This window comes from Streptomyces sp. NP160 (assembly GCF_006335115.1).
Classification (GTDB): domain Bacteria; phylum Actinomycetota; class Actinomycetes; order Actinomycetales; family Quadrisphaeraceae; genus Quadrisphaera.
In genome coordinates this window covers 12,407-33,083 of record NZ_VDMJ01000003.1, presented here as the reverse complement: position 1 = coordinate 33,083, position 20,677 = coordinate 12,407, and the positions used below count along the sequence as shown (strand labels likewise).

The following is a 20,677-nucleotide window of genomic DNA, read 5'->3' as shown; positions in this document are numbered from 1 at the left end:
CGTCCGGCCCGTGCTCTGGCCGGTGCGCGGCGGGGCTGGTTCCACGGGGCGCCATCATGCCCGGACGAGGAGCCGTAGCCTTCCCGACATGTGCGGCATCGTGGGCTACGCAGGTCCCCGTCCCACCGTCCGGCCCAGCGACCCCGCCGGCGGTGAGGCGCTCGCGGTGGTCCTGGAGGGCCTGAGGCGGCTGGAGTACCGGGGCTACGACAGCGCGGGCGTCGCCGTCGTCGCCGAGGCCGACGGCCACGACGGGCCCGGGGGCGGAGCGCACGCGCTGCACGTCACCAAGCGGGCCGGTCGCCTGGCACGCCTGGTGGAGGCGCTGGAGGCCGAGCCGGTGCCGGACGCGGCGGCCGCCATCGGCCACACCCGCTGGGCGACGCACGGCGGCCCCACCGACGCCAACGCCCACCCGCACACGAGCGCCGACGGCCGCCTGGCCGTCATCCACAACGGCATCATCGAGAACTACGCCGCGCTCAAGGCCGAGCTGCTCGAGCAGGGCGTGCCGTTCACCTCCCAGACCGACACCGAGGTGGTCGCGCACCTGCTCGGCCGCGCGGTGGCCGCCGGGGCCGACCTCACCACGGCGATGCGCGAGGTCTGCCGCGACCTCGAGGGCGCCTTCACGCTGCTGGCCGTCCACGTCGACGCGCCCGGCACCGTGGTCGGCGCCCGCCGCAACTCCCCGCTGGTGGTGGGGCTCGGCGACGGCGCCAACTACCTCGGCTCCGACGTCGCGGCCTTCATCGGCCGCACCCGCGACGCGCTGGAGCTCGGCCAGGACCAGGTGGTCACCATCACCGCCACCTCCGTCGAGGTCACCGGCTTCGACGGCGCGCCGGTCACCCCGCGCGCCTTCACCGTCGACTGGGACGCCGCGGCCGCCGAGAAGGGCGGCTACCAGTGGTACATGGACAAGGAGATCCACGAGCAGCCCAAGGCCGTCGCCGACACGCTGCTCGGGCGCACCGACGCCAGCGGCGCCCTCGTGCTCGACGAGCTGCGCATGGACACCGCCGTCCTGCGCCGCACCGACAAGATCATCGTCATCGCGTGCGGCACGGCCGCCTACGCCGGGCACGTGGCCAAGTACGCCATCGAGCACTGGTGCCGGATCCCGGTGGAGGTCGAGCTCGCCCACGAGTTCCGCTACCGCGACCCGGTGCTCACCGAGCGCACCCTCGTCGTCGCCATCTCCCAGTCCGGGGAGACGATGGACGTCGTCATGGCCATCCGCCACGCGCGCGAGCAGGGCGCCAAGGTGCTCGCCATCTGCAACACCCAGGGCGCGACCATCCCCCGCGAGTCCGACGCGGCGCTGTACACCCACGCGGGCCCCGAGGTGGCGGTCGCCTCCACCAAGGCCTTCCTCGCGCAGATCACCGCGTGCTACCTGCTGGGCCTGTACCTCGCGCAGCTGCGCGGCAACATGTTCGCCGACGAGGTGCGCACCGTCCTGGGGCAGCTGCACGGCATGCCCGACGCCGTCCAGACCGTGCTGGACAGGTCCGAGGAGGTCCGCAAGCTCGCCCACGAGCTCGCCGACTCCAAGTCGGTGCTCTTCCTGGGCCGCCACGTCGGGTTCCCGGTGGCCCTCGAGGGCGCGCTGAAGCTCAAGGAGCTGGCCTACCTGCACGCCGAGGGCTTCGCCGCCGGCGAGCTCAAGCACGGCCCGATCGCGCTGGTGGAGGAGGGGCAGCCGGTGTTCGTCATCGTGCCCTCGCCCGACAGCCGCGACTCCCTGCACGCCAAGGTCGTCTCCAACGCCCAGGAGGTGCGCGCCCGCGGTGCGCGCACCATCGTCATCGCCGAGGACGGCGACGACGCGGTGCTCGGCTCGGCCGACCTCGTGGTGCGGGTGCCGCGGGTGCCCACGCTGATGGCGCCGCTGGTGACGGTGGTGCCGCTCCAGGTGTTCGCGATGGAGGTGGCCAGCGCCAAGGGCCTGGACGTCGACCAGCCGCGCAACCTCGCCAAGTCCGTCACCGTCGAGTGAGCGCCCGAGGAGCACGGCGGTGATCGTCGGCGTGGGCGTCGACGTCGTGGGCGTGGAGAGGTTCGGGCGCACCCTGGCCCGCACCCCCGCGCTGCGGACGAGGCTCTTCACCCCCGCCGAGCGCGACCTGCCGCTGGAGTCCCTCGCGGCCCGCTTCGCCGCCAAGGAGGCCGTGGCCAAGGCCCTCGGCGCCCCGGGTGGCCTGGCCTGGCACGACGCCGAGGTCGAGCGCTCGGCGTCCGGACGGCCCGTGCTGCGGGTGCGCGGCACGGTGGCGGCCGCCGCCGCCGAGCTCGGCGTGACCACCTGGCACCTGTCGCTCACCCACGACGCCGGCGTGGCCTCCGCCTTCGTGCTGGCCGAGGCGCTGGGCCAGGCTGGGACCCCGTGACCTCCGCCCACACCGTCGAGGCCGTCCGGCGCGCCGAGGCCGCCGCCGACCCGGGCCTGCCCGACCGCCCCCCAGCGCAGGACGGCCCGCTGATGCTCCGCGCCGCCGCGGGACTGGCGTCCGTGGTGGCCGGTGAGGTGCGCCGCCGGCGCGGCCGGCTCTACGGGGCCCGGGTGGCGCTGCTGGTGGGCGTCGGCAGCAACGGCGGCGACGCGCTGCACGCGGGTGCCCGCCTGGCCGCCGGGGGAGCCCAGGTGGTGGCCCTGCTGGCCGGCCCGCGGGCCCACGCCGGGGGTCTGGCGGCGCTGCGCGCCGCGGGCGGCAGGGTCCTGCCCGCCGCTGCGCCGACCGACGGCGACCACGGCCGCCGCCGTGCGGCGGCGCGCTCCGCGCTCGCGGGCGCCGACGTGGTGCTCGACGGGCTGCTGGGCACCGGCGGGCGCCCCGGGCTGGACGCCTCCGCCTCGGCCCTCGTCGCGGCGGTCCCCGCCGGTGCTCTCGTGGTGGCCGTCGACGTGCCCAGCGGCGTGGCCGCCGACAGCGGCGAGCTGCCGCGCGACCCCCGCGGGCGCCCCGCCTGCGTGCACGCCGACGTCACCGTCACCTTCGGCACCGCCAAGCCGGCGCTGCTGCTGCCGCCGGCGGTGAGGGCCGCGGGTCGGGTCGTCGTCGTCGACACCGGGCTCGACCCGGCGGTGCTGGGACCGGCGGCCGTGGAGGAGCTGGAGCCCGAGCAGGCGGCGCTGCTGTGGCCGGTGCCCGGACCGCAGGACGACAAGTACTCCCGCGGCGTGCTCGGCGTGGTCGCCGGCGGCGACACCTACACCGGCGCGGCGCTGCTGTGCACCACCGCCGCCGTGCTCTCCGGCGCCGGGATGGTCCGCTACGTGGGGCCGCCGCGTCCCACCGACCTGGTCCGCCAGCGCCTGCCCGAGGTGGTCCCCGGCGCGGGACGGGTGCAGGCCTGGGCCGTCGGGTCCGGGGTCGACCCCGACGACGGCGCCCAGGCGGCAGCGGTCTCGGACGCGCTGGCCGCGGCGCTCGACGACGGCGTCCCCGCCCTGCTCGACGCCGGCGCCCTGCCGGCGCTGGCGGCCCGCCTGCGCGACACCGGTCCCCTCGACCCCCGGCGCACCGCCGTGCTGCTCACCCCGCACGCCGGCGAGCTCGCCCGGCTGCTCAGCGGCCTGGACGGACCGGACGGCGAGGAGGTGGACCGGACCGCGGTCGAGGGCCGCCCGCTCGAGCACGCCCAGCGCGCCGCCCGCGCCACCGGCGCCGTCGTCCTGCTCAAGGGCTCGACCACCCTGCTGGGCGCGCCGGACGGGCGGGTGCGCTCGCAGACCGACGGGCCCGGCTGGCTCGGGACGGCCGGTGCGGGCGACGTGCTCGCGGGGGTCGCCGGCACGCTGCTGGCGGCGGGACTGGACCCCTTCGACGCCGGGGCGCTCGCGACCGCTGTGCACGGCCGCGCCGCTGCCCTCGCCAGCGGCGGCGGACCGCTGCACGCTGAGGCGGTGGCGCGGGCGGTGCCCGGCGTCGTCGCGCACCTGCTGACCCGGCGGGAGTGGCCCTCGTGACCGACGCGACGACCGAGCCGACGGCCGAGACGACGGCGGGCCTCTGGCACGGGCGCTGGACCGGGCAGGCGGTGGTGGACCTCGACGCCATCGCCGCCAACACCGCGCGCCTCGTCGAGCGCGCAGCCCCCGCCGTCGTCATGGCGGTGGTCAAGGCCGACGCGTATGGCCACGGGCTGGTGCCCGCCGCGCGCGCCGCGCTCGCCGGAGGGGCCACCTGGCTGGGCGTGGCGCAGCTGGGGGAGGCGCTGGCCCTGCGCGCCGCCGGCGTGACCGCACCCGTGCTGTGCTGGCTGTGGGTGCCGGGCCAGGACGTGCAGGCCGCCGTGGCCGCGGGAGTGGACCTGTCGGCGTCCTCGGAGCGGGCGGTGCGGCTCCTCGCGGAGGCCGCGCGCGCCGCGGACCGACCGGTGCGGCTGCACCTGGAGGCCGAGACCGGGATGGGCCGCGGGGGCGCGACGGCGGCGGACTGGCCGGGAGCGGTGCGCGCTGCGGTGGCGGCGCGCGAGGAGGGGCTGGCCGAGCTGGTGGGCGCCTGGTCGCACCTCGCCCGCGCCGACGAGCCCGGCCACCCGAGCCTGCTGCGGCAGCGCGAGGCCTTCGAGGGCGCGCTGGCGGCGGCCGGTGAGCTGGGGGCGACCTTCGCGCTGCGGCACCTCGCCAACTCCGCCGCCCTCCTGACCGACCCGGACCTCCGCTACGACCTCGTGCGGCCCGGCATCGCCGTCTACGGGCTATCGCCGGGCGACGGTGTCGGCACGCCGGAGCAGCTGGGCCTGCGCCCGGCGATGTCGGTGCGGACCCGGCTGGCGCTGGTCAAGGACGTCGAGGCGGGGCAGGGCGTCTCCTACGGGCACACCTACACGACCGACCGCCCGACCCGGCTGGGCCTGGTGCCCCTGGGCTACGCCGACGGCGTGCCGCGCGCGGCCAGCGGGGTCGGTCCGGTGGTGGTGGCCGGTGGCCGCACCACGGTGGCCGGCCGGGTCTGCATGGACCAGTTCGTGGTGGACCTGGGCGGCCTGCCGGGCGCCGGGACGGCTGCCGCGGGGGACCTCGTGGAGCTCTTCGGCGACGGCGCCCTGGGAGGCCCCACCGCGGAGGACTGGGCGCGGGCGTGCGGCACCATCGGCTACGAGGTGGTGGCGCGCGTCTCCGCGCGCCTGCCGCGCCGGTACACCGGCACCGCCGGCGTGCCCCAGACCGACGACCAGACCGACGACCAGACCGACGACCAGACGGGTGAGCAGGAGGGGGCAGGGCTGTGACCGCAGGTCAGACCGCCGAGCGGGTGCTGTCGGTGCCGACCGCCGAGGACATGCACGACCTGGGGCGCGCGCTGGCCGCGCTGCTGCGCCCGGGCGACCTCGTGGTCCTCACCGGGGACCTCGGCGCGGGCAAGACCACCCTGGCCCAGGGCGTGGGCGACGGCCTCGGCGTGCGCGGCCCGGTCACCTCGCCCACGTTCGTCATCTCCCGCGTCCACCCCTCGCTCGTGGGCGGGCCGTCGATGGTCCACGTGGACGCCTACCGGCTCGGGTCCGCCGGCGAGGTGGACGACCTCGACCTGGACGCCTCCCTGGAGGAGTCGGTGACGCTGGTGGAGTGGGGCGAGGGCCTCGTCGAGCAGCTCGCGGCGGACCGCCTCGAGGTGCACCTGGAGCGCCCCTCCACGGCAGGTGCGGGGGAGGGGCGCCGCGTGGTGCTGCGCGGTCTCGGGCCGCGCTGGGACGGCGTGCAGCTGCCCTGACGCCCGGTGGCGTGACGCAGCAGACCCCCACCTCGACGCTCGAGGTGCGGGTCTGCTGCGTCACCGCCGCCCGGGGGCGGCGCGCCGGGTGTCAGCGGGAGGCGCGGACCCGGCGGTCGTCGTCGTCCTCCTCCACCACCGGGGCGGTGGACGTGGGGGCCGAGGCGGCGACCGCCGCCGCCGGACCGTCCGCGGAGGTCGAGGCCGAGCCGGCCTCCTCGGCGCGGGCCTGGACGCCGGCGGTGGTGCGCAGCGGCTTCTCCGGGAGGAAGATCGTCACCACGAAGCCGATCACCATGATCCCCGCCGCGAGCAGGAAGATCGTGTCCATCGCGGAGGAGAAGCCGACCCGGAAGGGGTGGGCCAGGGCGTCGTCGAGGGTGTTGAGGAACGAGGTGTCGTTCAGCGAGCCGCCGCCCGAGGTGACGCCGGCCAGGGTCTGCGCCTGGTCGGGGTTCGCGGCGAGCGCCCGCTGGAACTCGGAGGTGCCCTGCGCCTCGGTGAACGCGGTGGCGATGCGGCCGACGACGATGCTGAAGAGCAGCGACAGGAACACCGCGGCGCCCAGGGTGCCGCCCATCTGGCGGAAGAAGGTCACCGAGGAGGTGGCCACGCCCATGTCGCGGGGACTCACGGCGTTCTGCACCGCGAGGATCACCGACTGCATGTTGAGGCCCAGGCCCATGCCGAAGAGCAGCATGATCGCCATGGTCGCGAGCAGCGGGGTGTCGGCCCCGACCAGCGAGAACAGGCCGAGGGCGACGGCGAGCACCGCGGTGCCGACCACCGGGAAGACCTTGTACCGGCCGGTCCTGCTCGTGATGCGGCCGGAGACGGCGGCGGCGCTCATGATGCCGAGCACCAGCGGCAGGGTCTGCAGGCCGGCGACGGTGGGCGAGGAGCCCTTGACCACCTGGAGGTACTGCGGGAGCAGCAGCATCCCGCCGAACATGCCCATGCCCACGATGAAGCTGGACACGATGCCGACCGAGAAGGTGCGCTCGCCGAACATGCGCGGCGGCAGCAGCGCCTCGTCCTTCATCGCGCGCTCGGCGACGACGAAGGTGGCGATGCCGACGGCGCCGATGGCGTAGCAGGCGACGGAGCCGGCGGAGGTCCAGCCCCACTCGCGACCCTGCTCGGCGACGATGAGCAGCGGCACGAGGGCGACGACGAGCGCCGCGGCGCCCCACCAGTCGATGCGGTGGTCGCGGCGGACGTGCGGGATGTGGAGCACGCGGGCCACCACGAGGAAGGCCGCCACGCCGAGCGGCGCGTTGACCAGGAAGATCCAGCGCCAGCCGCTCATGCCGAGCAGCTGGTCCTGGCCGGCCAGCAGGCCGCCGACGACCGGGCCGAGGACGCTGGAGGAGCCGAAGACGGCCATGAAGAAGCCCTGGTACCGGGAGCGCTCCCGCGGCGGCACGATGTCGCCGAGGATCGCGAACGCCAGGCTCATGAGGCCGCCGGCGCCGATGCCCTGCACGGCGCGGAACGCGGCGAGGGAGTACATCGACCAGGCGAAGGCGCACAGGGCCGAGCCGACGACGAAGATCCCGATCGCGAAGAGGTAGAACGGCTTGCGGCCGTAGATGTCGGAGAGCTTGCCGTACAGCGGCGTGGCGATGGTCGAGGTGATCAGGAAGGCCGTGGTGGCCCACGCCTGCAGCGAGTAGCCCTGCAGGTCGTCCGCGATGGTGCGGATGGCGGTCGAGACGACGGTCTGGTCGAGCGCGGCCAGGAAGAGGCCGAGCATCAGGCCGGACAGGATCGTCATGATCTGGCGGTGGGTGAAGGCGCCGGGTGCGCTGGCGGCGGGAGGCGCCGCGGCGGTGGAGGACATCAGTGCTCCTGGTCTGGCTGGGTGCTGGAGGGGGTGCTCCCGAGGACGGGCGCGGGAGCGAGCGCGGACGCGGCGAGCGCCTCGCGGAAGCGGCGCAGGTCGCCCGTGAAGGAGGTGATCTCCTGGGGGGACCAGTCGGAGAGGGCCTCGGCGAAGAGGCGGGCGCGCTGGGCGCGCATCGCCGAGACGGCGGCGCGGCCCGCGGCGGTGGTCGCGATGAGGCAGGCGCGGCGGTCGGCCGGGTCGTCCTGGCGCTCGACGAGGCCCTCGGAGACCAGCTCGGCGACCTGCCGGCTGGTGGTGGAGGGGTCGGTGTGGACCAGCTCCGCGAGGGCGGTGGTGCGCAGCGGCCCGTGGTGGGCCACCGGGAAGAGCAGGGAGTGCGCCGAGCGCATCGCCGACTGGGCCTTGTGGAGGTGGACGACGCGCATGAGCGACCCGAACTCCTCCACCAGCTCCTCGGCGGCCGGCGTGCGGGCCGGCGCGCTCGACGTGTCGATGGATGTCACAAGCAATGACTGTAGGACTGTTGTGTGCAGCGTGCAAGCAACTTGTCGCGGCGTGTCGGGCGGCGGGGCTCGGCGCCACCCGGGCGGCCTACGCTGCTGGCCGTGCTGCTGCTCGCCCTCGACACGTCCTCCGCCGTCGGCGTCGCCCTGCTCGACGGCGAGCGCCTGCTCGCCCAGGAGCAGCACCTGGACCCGCGCCGCCACGGCGAGCTGCTGGCCCCCGCCGTCCGCTCGGTGCTGGCCGCGGCCGGCGTCGACCGCCGCGACCTCGGCGCCGTCGCCGTGGGTGTCGGGCCGGCTCCCTTCACGGGGCTGCGCGTCGGCGTGGTCACGGCCCTGGCGCTCTCCGAGGCGCTCGGCGTGCCGGTGCACGGCGTGAGCAGCCTGGACGCCCTGGCGGCCACCGCGCTCGCCGCCGCGCCGGCCAGCGCCCGCGGGCCGCTCGCCGGCGGCTTCGTGGTGGCCGCGGACGCCCGCCGCCGCGAGGTGCACTGGGCCCGGGTCGCCGTCGACGACCCCTCCGACGCCCTCGCGGGGTGGCGCCGCACCGCAGGACCGGACGTCAGCGCCCCCGCCGACGTCGTCACCGAGGGGCTGCCCGCCGTGGGGCGCGGCGCGGCGCTCTACCGCGACGCGCTGCCCGGCCCCGACGTCCTCGCGGGCGCCTCGGGACAGGGGCAGGACTCCGTGGCGCTGCCGCTCGACCCCGACCCGGGCGTGCTGGGCGCCCTCGTGGCGCGGCGCCTGGCCGTCGGGGGCGAGCTGCTGCCCGCGCAGCCGCTGTACCTGCGCCGCCCCGACGCCCAGGTGCCCGCCTCGCTCCGGCCGGCCAGCAGCCGGTGAGCGGCCGGTGAGCGGTCGGTGAGCAGCGTGGTCCTGCGGCGGATGCGCTGGTGGGACGTCGAGCCGCTGCTGCCCGTGGAGGCCGCGCTGTTCGGCGCGAGCGCGTGGAGCGCGGAGACGTTCTGGTCGGAGCTGGCCGCCCCCGGGCGCACCTACCTCGTGGCCGAGGACGGCGGGGGAGCGCTGCTCGGCTACGCCGGCCTGGCGCTCGCAGGGCCCGACGCCGACGTCCAGACCCTCGCGGTGGCTGCTCACGCGCAGCGCCGGGGGGTGGGGGCGCTGCTGCTCGACGCCCTGGTCGCGGCGGCGCGCGAGGGCGGCGCCAGCGCGGTGCTGCTCGAGGTCCGCGCCGACAACGAGCCCGCGCAGGCGCTCTACGCCGCCCGCGGCTTCGAGAGGATCGGGGTGCGGCGGCGCTACTACCAGCCCGAGGACGTCGACGCGCTCGTGCTCCGGCTGCGCCTGACCGGCGCCGGTGCCGGTGCGCAGCGCTCGTAGGGTGGTCGCGTGACGACGGCTGGCGGCTCCACCGCACCCCTGGTGCTGGGCATCGAGAGCTCGTGCGACGAGACCGGCGTGGCCCTGGTGCGCGGGGCGCAGCTGCTCGGCCACGCGGTGGCCAGCAGCGTCGACGAGCACGTCAGGTTCGGCGGCGTCGTCCCCGAGATCGCCAGCCGCGCGCACCTGGAGGCGCTCCTGCCGACGATGCGGCGGGCGTGCGAGGAGGCCGGCGCCACCCTCGCCGACGTCGACGCCGTGGCGGTGACCGCCGGCCCGGGCCTGGCGGGAGCGCTGCTCGTGGGCGTCGCGGCGGCGAAGGCGCTCGCCCTGGCGCTGGACGTGCCGCTGCTCGGGGTCAACCACCTCGTGGCGCACGTCGCCGTGGACGTGCTCGTCTCCGGGGCCCTCCCGGAGCGCAGCGTGGCGCTGCTCGTCTCCGGCGGGCACACCGAGCTGCTCGACGTCCGCAGCCCCGCGGGGGAGGGGGTGGGAGCGCTGCGCGTGGAGCTGCTCGGCCAGACCCTCGACGACGCCGCCGGTGAGGCCTTCGACAAGGTCGCCCGCCTGCTCGGCCTGCCCTACCCCGGCGGGCCCCACGTGCAGCGCGCCGCCGAGGGCGGTGACCCCGCGGCCATCGCCTTCCCCCGGGGGCTGACCGCCGCGCACGACCTGCGCCGCCACCCCTACGACTTCTCGTTCTCGGGCCTCAAGACGGCCGTGGCCCGCGAGGTGGACGTCCACCGCCGGGCCGGTGGGGAGCTCGACGAGCGCTTCGTCGCCGACGTCGCCGCCTCCTTCTCCGAGGCCGTGGCCGACGTGCTCGCCCGCAAGACGGTCAGCGCGGCGCTGGACCGCGGGGTGCGGACCGTGCTGCTGGGCGGGGGCGTCGCTGCCAACGCGCGCGTGCGCGGCCTGCTGGCCGAGCGCTGCGAGGCGGCCGGCCTCGACCTGCGGGTGCCGCCGCTGCGCCTGTGCACCGACAACGGCGCGATGGTGGCGGCGCTCGGCGCGCTGGCGCTCGCCGACGGGCTCGGCCCCTCCCCCCTCGACCTGGCGACGGACCCCGGCCTGCCGGTGTCCACGGTCGTCGTCTGACGGCCCCCGGCAGGAGCGCGCACCGTGCACGGCGAGTACAAGGTCCCCGGCGGCAAGCTCGTCGTGGTCGACCTCGAGGTGAGCGGCCCCCACGAGCTCAGCGCGGGAGGGGTGCTGCGCGACGTGCGGGTCTCGGGGGACTTCTTCCTCGAGCCGGACGACGCCCTCGAGGCGATCGACGCGGCGCTGGAGGGCGTTCCCGCCGACACCGAGGCCGCCGACCTGGCTGCCCGGGTGCGAGCCGCCCTGCCGCCCGGGGCCGTGCTCGTGGGGGTGACGCCGGAGGCCGTCGCCGTCGTCGTCCGACGCGCCCTGGCCCGCGCGACGGGCTTCGCCGACCACTCCTGGTCGCTCGTGCACCGCGGTCCCGAGAGCCCCGAGCTGCTCATGGCGCTGGACGAGGTGCTGCTCGAGGAGGTGGCGCACGGACGCCGCGGGCCCACGCTGCGGGTGTGGGAGTGGGACCGGCCGACCGTGATCATCGGGAGCTTCCAGTCGCTGCGCAACGAGGTCGACGGCGAGGCCGCCTCCGCGCTCGGCGTGGACGTGGTGCGGCGGATCAGCGGCGGGGGCGCGATGTTCGCCGAGCCCGGCAACACCATCACCTGGTCCCTCACGGTGCCGGACTCGATGGTCGCGGGGCTGAGCTTCGTCGACTCCTACGCCTACCTCGACGCGTGGGTGCTCGAGGCCCTCGGTGACCTCGGCGTCCGGGCCGAGTACCGGCCCATCAACGACATCGTCTCCGCGGCGGGCAAGATCGCCGGGGCCGCCCAGAAGCGGGTGCCCGGAGCGGTGCTGCACCACGTGACGATGTCGTACGACATCGACGCCGCGAAGATGCTCCAGGTGCTGCGCATCGGCCGCGAGAAGCTCTCCGACAAGGGCACCACGAGCGCCGCCAAGCGCGTCGACCCGCTGCGCTCGCAGACGGGCATGGCGCGCGAGGACGTCATCGCCGCGATGGCGGCGTCGTTCCGCGCCCGGTACGGCCTCGCCGACGGCGACGTGACGCCCGCGGAGCTCGCCTCCGCCCGCGAGCTGGCGCAGAGCAAGTACCTCGACCCGGCCTGGACCGCCCGGGTGCCGTGACGCTACGGTGCGCGGAGGTCATGAGCGCCAGCGCCAAGCCCCGGCTCGCTGGCCGGCAACCCCGCGTCGTGGGGTGCTCCGGGTGATGACCGGACCAGGCGTCCGCGCCCGGTAACGGCGCGCTCCTCCTCGTCGGCCCGGGCACAGGCGCCCGGTGACGACCACTGAACGCCGAGGAGAGCGCCGTCGATGAGCACCACCACCCAGCCGACCCACCGGACCAGCGCGACGACCCCCGCTGAGCGGCTGGCCGCCGCCCGCGCCCGCCTGCAGCCGGTCTTCGACGCCGTGGCGGAGGGCGTCGTGCAGCGCGAGGTCGACCACGAGCTGCCGCGCGAGCAGGTGAGGGCGCTGGTGGAGGCCGGCTTCACGCGCCTGCGCGTGCCCGTCGAGCACGGCGGTGACGGCCTCGACCTCGTGGGCTTCACCGAGCTGATGATCGACCTGGCCGCCGCGGACTCCAACCTGCCGCAGGTCTTCCGCGGGCAGGTCGCCTGGGTGGAGCACCTGCTGTCCCTGCCCGACGGGCCCTATCGCGACGCCTGGTTCGCCAGGGTGGCGGCGGGGGAGTGGACCGGCAACGCGTGGAGCGAGACCGGTGGCACCACCCTCGGCGGCCAGGCGACCAAGGTCCGTCGCGACGCCGACGGCCGCTGGCGCATCAGCGGCCGCAAGTACTACACGACCGGCACGATCTACGCCGGCTGGAGCGACGTGGTCGCCCAGCTCACCGACGAGGAGACCCTCGCGGTGCAGGAGGCCGGGGACGCCGCCGCCGGCACCGTCACCGCGCTCGTGCGGCTCGACCAGCCCGGCGTGACCGTCAGCGACGACTGGGACGGCTTCGGCCAGCAGCTCACGGGCACCGGCACGATGGTGCTGGAGGACGCCGTGGTCGAGGACGACGACCTCGCCGCCTTCGACGACAGGTTCCGCTACCAGACGGCGCTGTACCAGCTGGTGCTGCTCGCGGTGCACGCCGGCATCGCCGCCGCCGTGGAGCGCGACACCGCCCACGAGGTGCGCGCCCGCACCCGCTCCTACAGCCACGGCCTGGCGCCCGTGGTCCGGGAGGACCCGCAGGTGCTCGCCGTGGCGGGGGAGATCTCCTCGACCGCCTTCGCCGCGCGCGCCACCGCCCTGGCCGCCGCGGCCGCGGTCCAGGGCGCCGCCGACACCGCCCACGACCGCGACAGCGAGGCCGACCTCGCCGCCAACGCCCGCGCCGAGATCGCCACCGCGCAGGCGCAGGTGGTGCTCAGCGAGAGCGTGCCGCGCGCGGCGACGCTGCTGTTCAACACCCTCGGGGCGTCGGGGACTTCGCGCGCCAAGGACCTCGACCGGCACTGGCGCAACGCGCGCACGGTCGCGTCGCACAACCCGGTGATCTACAAGGCCAGGATCGTGGGTGACTGGTCCGTCAACGGCACGACCCCGCCGTTCGTGTGGGCCATCGGCACCCACACCGCGGCCACGCCCGCGTCCGCGCGCTGACCGGCCCGCGAAGCCGCACTCGCGCATCCGAGTGCGGCTTCGAGGCCCCGCGAAGCCGCACTGGGGTGCGCGAGTGCGGGATGAAGGGGGCCTGAACCGGCACTGGGGTGCGCGAGTGCGGTGACGGGACGGGACGGAGCGGGGCTCAGGCGGTGGTGACGGCCAGGCCGACGGCGAAGGCGGCGTAGGCGGACGACGCCGCCGCCAGGCGCACCGCCGTCACGCGGCGGGTGGCGAACAGCACCAGCAGGTAGCCCACGACGGCCAGGGTGGCGACCACGGCCAGCAGCAGAGGACCCTCCACGTGCCAGCTGGTGAAGGCCAGCCCGAGCCCCGTGGGGATGGTTGCCTGGATGACCATCGACCCCGCCAGGTTGCCCAGGGCGAGGAAGGCCTTGCCCTGGCGCACCCAGATGAGGGCGTTGAGCACCTCCGGCAGCTCGGTGGCGATGGGGGCGAGCAGCAGCGCCACCAGCGAGGCCGACAGGCCCAGCTGCGGCGCCAGCGCCTCCAGCTGCCCGACGAACACCTGCGAGGCGGCGAAGATGACGGCCAGCGACACCACCACCTGCGCGACGACGGCTGTCGTGCTCGGGCGCTCGCGCCTCGGCTGGGCCTTGAGGGGCTCGAGGTCCTCGGCGCTGTGCGCGTCGCCGCCGGACCGCACCTGGCGCCAGCAGTAGACGGCGTAGGCGCCGAACAACAGCCACCCCAGCCACGGCTTGACCGCGAAGGCCACCAGCCCGAGCGAGGCGGCCGCCGCGAAGGACACGAGGAACCACGCCTGGTCGCGCGCCAGCGAGCGGGTGTCGACGGCGGCCAGCTGCGCCGCCTCGGCGTCCGTGCTGCCACCTGTCGACGGCCTGCGGCCAGCCGCCACCCCGCTCGCGGCCACGGCCGCACTGACGCGCTCCGCGGCGGCAGCACGAGCGGCTCCGCGTCGGGCCCCCCGCCGGTTGCCCAGCAGGACGACGCCGACCACCGCGTAGGCGAGGCTGCCGACGACGAGGGGGCCGCCCAGCGCGGCGCCGACCCCGACGTCGGCGCCGGTCTCCGGGGAGCCGAAGAGCACCGCGACCAGCGTCACCACGCTCTCGGGCAGGGCGGTGCCCGCGGCGGCGAGCACCGTGCCGACCACGGCCGACCCGACCGCCATGCGGACGCCCAGCCACTCCACGGCGTTCACGAACCACTCGCACGCCAGGTAGATGAGCACGGCGCAGCCGAGCAGCAGGACGAGGGTGAGCAGCACGCGGTGCCTCCGCAGCAGGCCGCAGCGCCCGCACGGGCGCAGCAGGAAGGCGGCGAGCCGGGGACCCGAGGGCCCGCGACCAGCTCACCGCCATCGGTCAGGACGAGTCGTGGTGGCCCGCGCGGCGGGTCGACGACGACGCTACCGGCTCCCGGAGCGGGGTCCAAGCACTTCGGTCACCCGAAAAAACCCTCACTGACCTGGGGGAACGCCCTGGAGGACTTCGGGCGGCCGAAACCGGCGGCGCGCTGCGCAGCGCTCCCCGGAGCAGGGCCCTCGGGAGCGCAGGGCCCTCAGGAGCGCAGCGCCTCGGCCCACTCCGGGGCGCCGCGCTCCAGCTCGTCACGAGCGGCGGTGAGGTCGGCGGGCTCGCGCAGCTCGCGGGGCGAGCGGGCGCGCAGGCGCGGGCGCAGGCCCGGCAGGGCAGCTGACACGGCCAGGGCCAGGCAGAGCAGGAGCGCGGGGGCGGCGAGCGCCACGAGCAGCGCGACGACGGCGGCGGACACCCGGTGGCCTCCCTCGGTGACGCTCGAGCGGCACCGGCGCCGCCCGAGTTTCGGTGGACCGAAACTACCACCCGCCAGACGGTCGTGCCGGTCGGCGCGCCAGCCGCAGCAGCGGCCGGCGCGCCGGCGGCTCAGCTCGCCAGCCAGCTCTCCACGCGCTCGAGGGCCGTGCTGACCAGTGCAGCCGGGGCGTGCGAGGCCGCCTCGAGGCCGCTGCGCGCCACGGTGGCCAGCTGCGCGTCGTCGAGCCCGAGCGCGGTGCGGGCGGTCTCGTACTCCTCCAGCAGGCCGGGGCCGAAGAGCAGGGAGTCGTCGGTGTTGACCGAGCACGGCACCCCGGCCTCCAACAGCTGCCGCAGCGGGTGCTCGGCGAGGGAGGGCACCACGCCGAGCAGCACGTTGGAGGTGGGGCAGACGTCCAGGCAGACGCGCTCGGCGGCGAGCCGCTCCACCAGCGCCGGGTCCTCCACGGCGCGCACGCCGTGGGCGATGCGCTGCGCGCCGAGGTCGTCCAGGGCCGAGCGGACGCTGTCGGCCCCCAGCAGCTCGCCCGCGTGCGGCGCCGAGACGAGCCCGCCCGCGCGCGCCACCGCGAAGGCGCGGGCGAAGGGCGCGGGCGGGCCGAGCACCTCGTCGTGGGCCAGGCCGAAGGAGACCACCCCCTGGCCGGCGCGCGTGACGGCCAGCTCGGCCAGGGCCTCGGCGTCCTCGACCGGCAGCACGCGGATGGCGGTGACCATCAGGCCGAAGCCCACGCCGAGCCGCTCGGCGGTGGCGCGCCCCTCGTCGAGCGCCACGTCGAGGACCCGCCCGGGGTCCGCGAGCTGCGGGCTCTCGTAGTGGGGCCAGATCTGGGGCTCCACCCACACGGCTCCGTCGGCGGCGGCGTCCTCGACCACCTCGCGGACGAGCCGGCGCAGGTCGTCCTCGGACCGGATGCACTGCGCCGCGGCGTCGTAGAGGCCGGCGAAGGCCCCGAAGTTCCCGTAGCCGCGGGTCTCCGGCACGGGGATGCCGTAGCCGGCCGCCAGGTCCGCCAGCGTGGAGGGGCGCATGCACCCCTCGAGGTGGGTGTGCAGGGAGGCCTTGGGCAGCAGGCGCAGGTCGCGGACCGTCATGCCCGCAGGCTAGGCGGGTGCGGGCGGGCCCGGGTGCCTCAGGCCCTTTCCTGCTCCGCGGAGCGGCGGCAGCCCGCGAGCACCCGGCGGACCACGGCCTCCGCAGCGCGCTGGGCGTCCACCCCGACGGCGACGCGGACGGTGCCGGCGGGGTCGGGCACGTGCACCACGGCTCCGCGACCGTCCACCTCCACGCGCCCGGGCGGGCCCAGCTGCAGCACGTCCGGCTCGAGCAGCACCAGGGCGGTCACCGGGTCGTGGGGGACGCCCCACGGCTCGTCCCAGAACTCCCACCACTGCCGCACCTGCGCCGCCAGCGCGGCGCCCAGCGGCCCGGCCGCGGCGATGCGCTCCACGTCGCCCGCCTCGAGGCGCACCCGCTGGGTGACCTCGAGGCCGACGACGAGGGTCTGGGCGCCGCAGGTGAGGACCTCGGCCGCGGCGACGGCGTCGCTGCGCAGGTTGTGCTCGTCCTCCAGGAGGCCGTCCGCGGTCAGCGCGCCGTCCCAGCGGCCGCCCATCACCACCAGCGAGCGGAGGTGGCGGGCGAGCTCCGGGTGGCGGCGCAGCGCCGTCGCGACACCGGTGAGCGGGCCGATGGCCAGCAGGTCCACCGCGCCCGGCGCAGCGGCCGCGGTGGCCGCGAGCCAGTCGGCGGCGTCGTCGGCGGCAGCGGAGCCCGGCGCCGGGGCGGTCGTCGTCGCCGTCGTCAGGTCGCCCAGCAGGGTGCCCTCGTGCCCTGCCCACCAGACCTCGGCGCCCGACAGGGGCGCGGACGCGCCCGCGCGCACGGGCAGCCCGCCCGGCGCTCCGGGGCCGGGGACGCCGGCCAGCTCCAGCAGGCGCGAGGTGGCGCGGGCGCGCAGGTCGGTGTCGCCGTAGACGGTGGTGACGCCGAGCAGCTCCACCTCGGGGGAGCCGAGCAGCAGCGCGAGGGCGAGGGCGTCGTCGACGTCGGTGCCGAGGTCGGTGTCGAGGACGACGCGCCGGCCCGGCGCCCCTGCGTCAGTGCTCACGCCCCCCAGCCTGGCAGCACGGCCGGCAGCCGCACCTCACCGCGTCAGGCGGTGCGGTGCGTACCGGGCCAGGACGAGGCCCTCGAGCAGGCCCACGAGCGTGTAGAGCACCACCGACGTCGCGGTGACGGCCACGATGAGGGCCCAGACCTCGTCGTAGCGGAAGCCGCCGATGGCGGACAGGATCTGCGAGCCGATGCCGTCGCCGGTGGCCAGCCACTCCACCACCAGGGCGCCGGTGAGGGCGCCGGGCACGGAGATGCGGACGGCGGCGAAGATCGCCGGCATCGCGGTGGGGATGCCGACCCGGCGCATGACGGCGAGGTCGGAGCCGCCGTAGGCGTGGACGAGGTCCCGAGAGGTCGGGGGCACCGAGCGCAGGCCCTGCACGACGTTCACCAGCGCGGGGAAGAAGACGACGATGCCGCCCATCACCGCGATGGACCCGAGCCCGCGACCGAAGATGAGCACGATGATCGGCGTCATCGCGACCAGGGGCACCGAGCGCAGCAGCATGGCGATGGGCATGAGCGACTGCTCGAGCGAGCGCGCCGCCACGAACGCCGCACCGACCACGAGCGCAGCCGCCATGCCGGCGACGAACCCGACCAGCGCGTGCTGCAGGGTGACGCCCAGCGGCTCCGCGATGGTGGCGCGGTTGGTCGCGGCGTCGGGGTCGGTGACGAGGTAGGCCCACACGGCCTGCGGCGTCTTGCCCACGAAGGGGCTGATCTCGAAGGCGGCGAGGAACCCCCACCACACCACCAGGGCGACGACGGCGGACACGAGCAGCGGCCGGAAGGCGCGCCACACCGCCACTCCGACGACGTGCCCGGCGGGCCGCACCGACTCGCCGGCCGGCGGGGCCGGCACGGGGGCCCCGGCCGGCGGCGGCGTGGTGAGGTCGGCGGTGCCGCGGGCCTCGGTGGGGTCGGACGTGCCGGTGGGTGCGCTCACGAGGTGCCCTCCTGTCCGGCCGACCACGGCGTGACGACCCGCGAGACGAGGCTGAAGACGAGGTAGCCGGCACCGGCGATGGCGCCGGTGGCGATGGCGAGGCCCCAGGTGCGGGGCACGTCGAACTGCTGCTGGGCGTTGGTCAGCGCCACGCCGAGGCCGCTGTCGACGCCGCCGAGGTACTCGCCGATGATCGCGCCGAGCATGGCGGCGGGAGCGGCGATCATCAGCGCGGCGAGCAGGCTGGGCAGGGCGGAGACGATGCGGACCTTCAGCAGCTGCTGCAGGCGGCTGCCGCCGTAGGCGGCGACGAGGTCGATGCTCGTGCGGTCCGCGGCGCGCAGGCCGAGCAGCGAGCCGATGAGCGTGGTGAAGAAGACGGCGACCGCCGCCAGGAAGATGGAGGTCGACCGGCCGCCGAAGACGATCTGGATGATCGGGCCGATGGCGGTCAGCGGCATGCAGTAGCTGATGACGCCCAGCTGCGTGGCCAGGCCGTCCAGCTGGGGGACCACGAGGACGGCTCCGGCCAGCACCAGCGCCAGGGCGTTGCCCCACAGGAACCCCTGCGCGGCGCTGCTCACCGTGACCGCGGAGTTGGGGCCGTACAGGGACCAGCCGTCGGCGCCCATCTTCGCGACGACGGCCCAGGGCGTGGGCACGCCACCGCCGTCGGCGAAGACGGTGACGGCCAGCAGGGACCACAGCGCGAGGATCCCGAGGACGCCGATGACGCCGGCCAGCCACCGGGGACGCTCGAACGACCGCTTGGTGCGAGCCTCCAGCTCCTGCTCGGTGGGTGGCGCGACGTGGTAGTCGGTCATCAGTGGCCGCCCATCGCAGCACCGCCGCGGCCGAACAGCAGGCCCGACAGGTGGTCGTGCAGGGCGTGGAACTCCGGCGTCCGCATCATCTCGGGCGTCCGCGGGCGGGGGAGGTCGATCGGGACCACCTCCAGCACGCGACCCGGGCGGGGGCTCATGACCGCCACCACGTCGGACAGGAACACCGCCTCGGCGATGCCGTGGGTGACCATGAGCGTGGTGGCGGGCTTCTCGGTCCAGATGCGCAGCAGCTCGAGGTTGAGGCGCTGGCGGGTCATGTCGTCCAGGGCGCCGAAGGGCTCGTCGAGCAGCAGCACCTCGGGGCGCACCACGAGGGCGCGCGCGATGGAGACGCGCTGGCGCATGCCGCCGGACAGCTGGCCCGGCTTGGCCTTCTCGAAGCCCTTCAGGCCGACCAGCTCCACCAGCTCGTCCACGTAGGACTGGTCCGGCTTCACGCCGGCCACCTCCAGCGGCAGCTTGATGTTGGAGACCACGCTGCGCCACGGGAGCAGGGCGGAGTCCTGGAAGGCGATGCCCAGCTTGTGCTGGCGGCGCACCTCCAGCGGGGTGAGGCCGTTGACCAGCGCCTGGCCCGACGTCGCCTCCTCCAGGCCGGCGAGGATGCGCAGCACCGTCGACTTGCCGCACCCGGAGGGCCCCAGCAGCGACAGGAAGGTGCCCTGCGGGGTGGACAGGTGCGCGTCGTCCAGGGCCGTCACGGTGCGCCGGCCGGTGGCGAAGGTCTTGGTCAGGCCCCGGATGTCGAGGCCGCTGCTGCCGGGCGCCGGCGACCCGGCCCCCGCTGTCGTCGTCGCCGTCTGGGCGGACTGGGTGCTCACAGCGCTCCTCGGGGGTCGGGGGTCGTCACGGGGGTCGGGGCGGTGCTCGCGGCGAGCACCTCGGCGCGCCACGACTCCTTGGCGCCGGGGTCGGCGAAGCTGGCGTCGAAGGACGCCAGCGCCAGCTGGGCCAGCTGGTCGTCGGTGAGGCCGACGACGTCGCGCAGGGCCCGGTAGTTGTCGTCGACGTACCCGCCGAAGTAGGCCGGGTCGTCGCTGTTGACGGACACGACCAGGCCGGCCTCGAGCATCGCCGGCAGCGGGTGGCGCTCGAGGACGTCGACGACGCGCAGCGCCACGTTGCTCAGCGGGCACACCGTCAGCGACGTGCCGGCGTCACGCAGGCGGGCGACGACCTCGGCGTCGTCGAGGGAGTGGTTGCCGTGGTCGAGCCGCTCGATGCCGAGGGTGTCGAGCGCCTCGGCGACGTCGGCGGCGGTGCCCTCCTCGCCGACGTGGGCGCTGCGGTGCAGGCCCTCCGCGGCGGCGAGGGCGTACGCGGGGGCGTAGGCGGCCGGCGGGTTGCCGACCTCGGTGGAGTCCAGGCCCACGCCCACGAAGTGCTCGCGGTGCGGCAGCCACGTGCGCAGGGCCTCGAGCGCGGCGTCGGGCCCGAGGTGGCGCATGAAGCACGGGACGAGGGCCACCGAGACCGGGCTCGCCGCGGCGGCGGCGCTCAGGCCGCCGAACACCGCCTCCAGGGGCACGCCGCGCTCGGTGTGGTGCTGGGGGTCGAGGAAGACCTCGGCGCGGCGCACCCCGGCCTGCTCGGCGCGGGCGAGGTAGGCGGCCATGAGGTCGTGGAAGTCCTGCTCGGTGCGCAGCAGCTCGGCGGCCTCGTAGTACTGGTCGAGGAAGGACTGCAGGTCGGTGAAGCGGCGTGCTGCCCGCAGCACGGCCGGGTCGGTGGTGGGCAGCGCCACGCGGTGGCGCCGGGCGAGCTCGACCACGAGCTCCGGCTCGAGCGTGCCCTCGACGTGCACGTGGAGCTCGGCCTTGGGCAGGAGTGCTGCGTCCATGCGGGTCCCTCCCGGGACGGGCCCCGCCCGCGGCGGTCGGCGC

General features: G+C 76.1%; 20 protein-coding genes and 1 riboswitch. Of the genes, 10 read left to right on the top strand and 10 right to left on the bottom strand.

Annotated elements, in window-relative coordinates:
* Positions 1–88 precede the first annotated feature (88 nt).
* From glmS to tsaE, 5 genes are read left to right on the top strand one after another with little or no spacing between them, the layout of a single operon-like run.
* A complete protein-coding gene (gene glmS, locus FHN55_RS01250) occupies positions 89–2,002 on the top strand; it encodes a glutamine--fructose-6-phosphate transaminase (isomerizing) (protein WP_139710011.1) in 1,914 nt (637 codons plus the stop codon).
* 19 nt (positions 2,003–2,021) lie between these two features.
* A complete protein-coding gene (locus FHN55_RS01245) occupies positions 2,022–2,393 on the top strand; it encodes a holo-ACP synthase (protein ID WP_139710009.1) in 372 nt (123 codons plus the stop codon).
* Positions 2,390–3,973, top strand: a complete 1,584-nt coding sequence (locus FHN55_RS01240; protein ID WP_139710007.1) for a bifunctional ADP-dependent NAD(P)H-hydrate dehydratase/NAD(P)H-hydrate epimerase — start codon at positions 2,390–2,392, stop codon at positions 3,971–3,973. Before FHN55_RS01245 ends, FHN55_RS01240 begins: the two co-directional genes overlap by 4 nt.
* Positions 3,970–5,241, top strand: coding sequence for an alanine racemase (gene alr, locus FHN55_RS01235; protein ID WP_257570613.1), 1,272 nt, complete (start codon positions 3,970–3,972; stop codon positions 5,239–5,241). Before FHN55_RS01240 ends, alr begins: the two co-directional genes overlap by 4 nt.
* Positions 5,242–5,291: 50 nt before the next feature.
* A complete protein-coding gene (gene tsaE / locus FHN55_RS01230) occupies positions 5,292–5,723 on the top strand; it encodes a tRNA (adenosine(37)-N6)-threonylcarbamoyltransferase complex ATPase subunit type 1 TsaE (protein WP_139710307.1) in 432 nt (143 codons plus the stop codon).
* A 91-nt stretch (positions 5,724–5,814) separates the two neighbouring features.
* Here tsaE and FHN55_RS01225 read toward each other — a convergent pair whose 3' ends face one another.
* Complete coding sequence (locus tag FHN55_RS01225; protein ID WP_139710005.1) at positions 5,815–7,566, bottom strand: MDR family MFS transporter; 1,752 nt, start codon at positions 7,564–7,566, stop codon at positions 5,815–5,817.
* A complete protein-coding gene (locus FHN55_RS01220; protein ID WP_139710002.1) occupies positions 7,566–8,075 on the bottom strand; it encodes a MarR family winged helix-turn-helix transcriptional regulator in 510 nt (169 codons plus the stop codon). The genes FHN55_RS01225 and FHN55_RS01220 overlap by 1 nt, the downstream gene beginning before the upstream one ends.
* A gap of 102 nt (positions 8,076–8,177) precedes the next feature.
* Here FHN55_RS01220 and tsaB point away from each other — a divergent pair, with 102 nt between their 5' ends.
* From tsaB to FHN55_RS01195, 5 genes are all read left to right on the top strand, one after another.
* Complete coding sequence (tsaB, locus tag FHN55_RS01215; protein ID WP_139710000.1) at positions 8,178–8,918, top strand: tRNA (adenosine(37)-N6)-threonylcarbamoyltransferase complex dimerization subunit type 1 TsaB; 741 nt, start codon at positions 8,178–8,180, stop codon at positions 8,916–8,918.
* A gap of 18 nt (positions 8,919–8,936) precedes the next feature.
* Positions 8,937–9,416 carry a ribosomal protein S18-alanine N-acetyltransferase gene (gene rimI / locus FHN55_RS01210; protein ID WP_257570612.1) on the top strand — a complete coding sequence of 160 codons (480 nt, stop codon included), beginning with the start codon at positions 8,937–8,939 and terminating at the stop codon, positions 9,414–9,416.
* Positions 9,417–9,425: 9 nt separating this feature from the next.
* Positions 9,426–10,514 carry a tRNA (adenosine(37)-N6)-threonylcarbamoyltransferase complex transferase subunit TsaD gene (gene tsaD / locus FHN55_RS01205; protein WP_139709999.1) on the top strand — a complete coding sequence of 363 codons (1,089 nt, stop codon included), beginning with the start codon at positions 9,426–9,428 and terminating at the stop codon, positions 10,512–10,514.
* Between the two features lie 24 nt (positions 10,515–10,538).
* Positions 10,539–11,606 carry a biotin/lipoate A/B protein ligase family protein gene (locus tag FHN55_RS01200; protein WP_139709997.1) on the top strand — a complete coding sequence of 356 codons (1,068 nt, stop codon included), beginning with the start codon at positions 10,539–10,541 and terminating at the stop codon, positions 11,604–11,606.
* 16 nt (positions 11,607–11,622) lie between these two features.
* Positions 11,623–11,730: riboswitch (SAM riboswitch) on the top strand.
* Between the two features lie 65 nt (positions 11,731–11,795).
* The gene (locus FHN55_RS01195) at positions 11,796–13,100 is read left to right on the top strand and encodes an acyl-CoA dehydrogenase family protein (RefSeq protein ID WP_139709995.1); all 1,305 of its coding nucleotides are present in this window, start codon (positions 11,796–11,798) and stop codon (positions 13,098–13,100) included.
* A 145-nt stretch (positions 13,101–13,245) separates the two neighbouring features.
* Here the strand turns inward: FHN55_RS01195 and FHN55_RS01190 are convergent, their stop codons facing one another.
* The 8 genes from FHN55_RS01190 to add (FHN55_RS01155) all read right to left on the bottom strand — a co-directional run bounded on the left by FHN55_RS01190 (position 13,246) and on the right by add (FHN55_RS01155) (position 20,634).
* Positions 13,246–14,352 (bottom strand): sodium:calcium antiporter, encoded by a 1,107-nt coding sequence (locus tag FHN55_RS01190; protein ID WP_257570611.1) that lies wholly within the window; start codon positions 14,350–14,352, stop codon positions 13,246–13,248.
* A gap of 293 nt (positions 14,353–14,645) precedes the next feature.
* On the bottom strand, positions 14,646–14,858 hold the full coding sequence (locus tag FHN55_RS01185; protein WP_139709994.1) for a hypothetical protein: 213 nt from the start codon (positions 14,856–14,858) through the stop codon (positions 14,646–14,648).
* A 131-nt stretch (positions 14,859–14,989) separates the two neighbouring features.
* Positions 14,990–15,976, bottom strand: coding sequence for an adenosine deaminase (gene add, locus FHN55_RS01180; protein WP_139709992.1), 987 nt, complete (start codon positions 15,974–15,976; stop codon positions 14,990–14,992).
* A 38-nt stretch (positions 15,977–16,014) separates the two neighbouring features.
* The gene (locus FHN55_RS01175) at positions 16,015–16,992 is read right to left on the bottom strand and encodes a nucleoside hydrolase (protein ID WP_180357561.1); all 978 of its coding nucleotides are present in this window, start codon (positions 16,990–16,992) and stop codon (positions 16,015–16,017) included.
* 36 nt (positions 16,993–17,028) lie between these two features.
* Entirely contained in the window at positions 17,029–17,949 is a 921-nt protein-coding gene (locus FHN55_RS01170) for an ABC transporter permease (RefSeq protein ID WP_218974241.1), read from the bottom strand.
* Positions 17,946–18,773, bottom strand: a complete 828-nt coding sequence (locus FHN55_RS01165) for an ABC transporter permease (RefSeq protein WP_139709987.1) — start codon at positions 18,771–18,773, stop codon at positions 17,946–17,948. The genes FHN55_RS01170 and FHN55_RS01165 overlap by 4 nt, the downstream gene beginning before the upstream one ends.
* A complete protein-coding gene (locus tag FHN55_RS01160) occupies positions 18,773–19,615 on the bottom strand; it encodes an ABC transporter ATP-binding protein (RefSeq protein ID WP_139709985.1) in 843 nt (280 codons plus the stop codon). The genes FHN55_RS01165 and FHN55_RS01160 overlap by 1 nt, the downstream gene beginning before the upstream one ends.
* The gene (gene add, locus FHN55_RS01155) at positions 19,612–20,634 is read right to left on the bottom strand and encodes an adenosine deaminase (RefSeq protein WP_139709983.1); all 1,023 of its coding nucleotides are present in this window, start codon (positions 20,632–20,634) and stop codon (positions 19,612–19,614) included. Before add (FHN55_RS01155) ends, FHN55_RS01160 begins: the two co-directional genes overlap by 4 nt.
* Between the last annotated feature and the right edge of the window lie 43 nt (positions 20,635–20,677).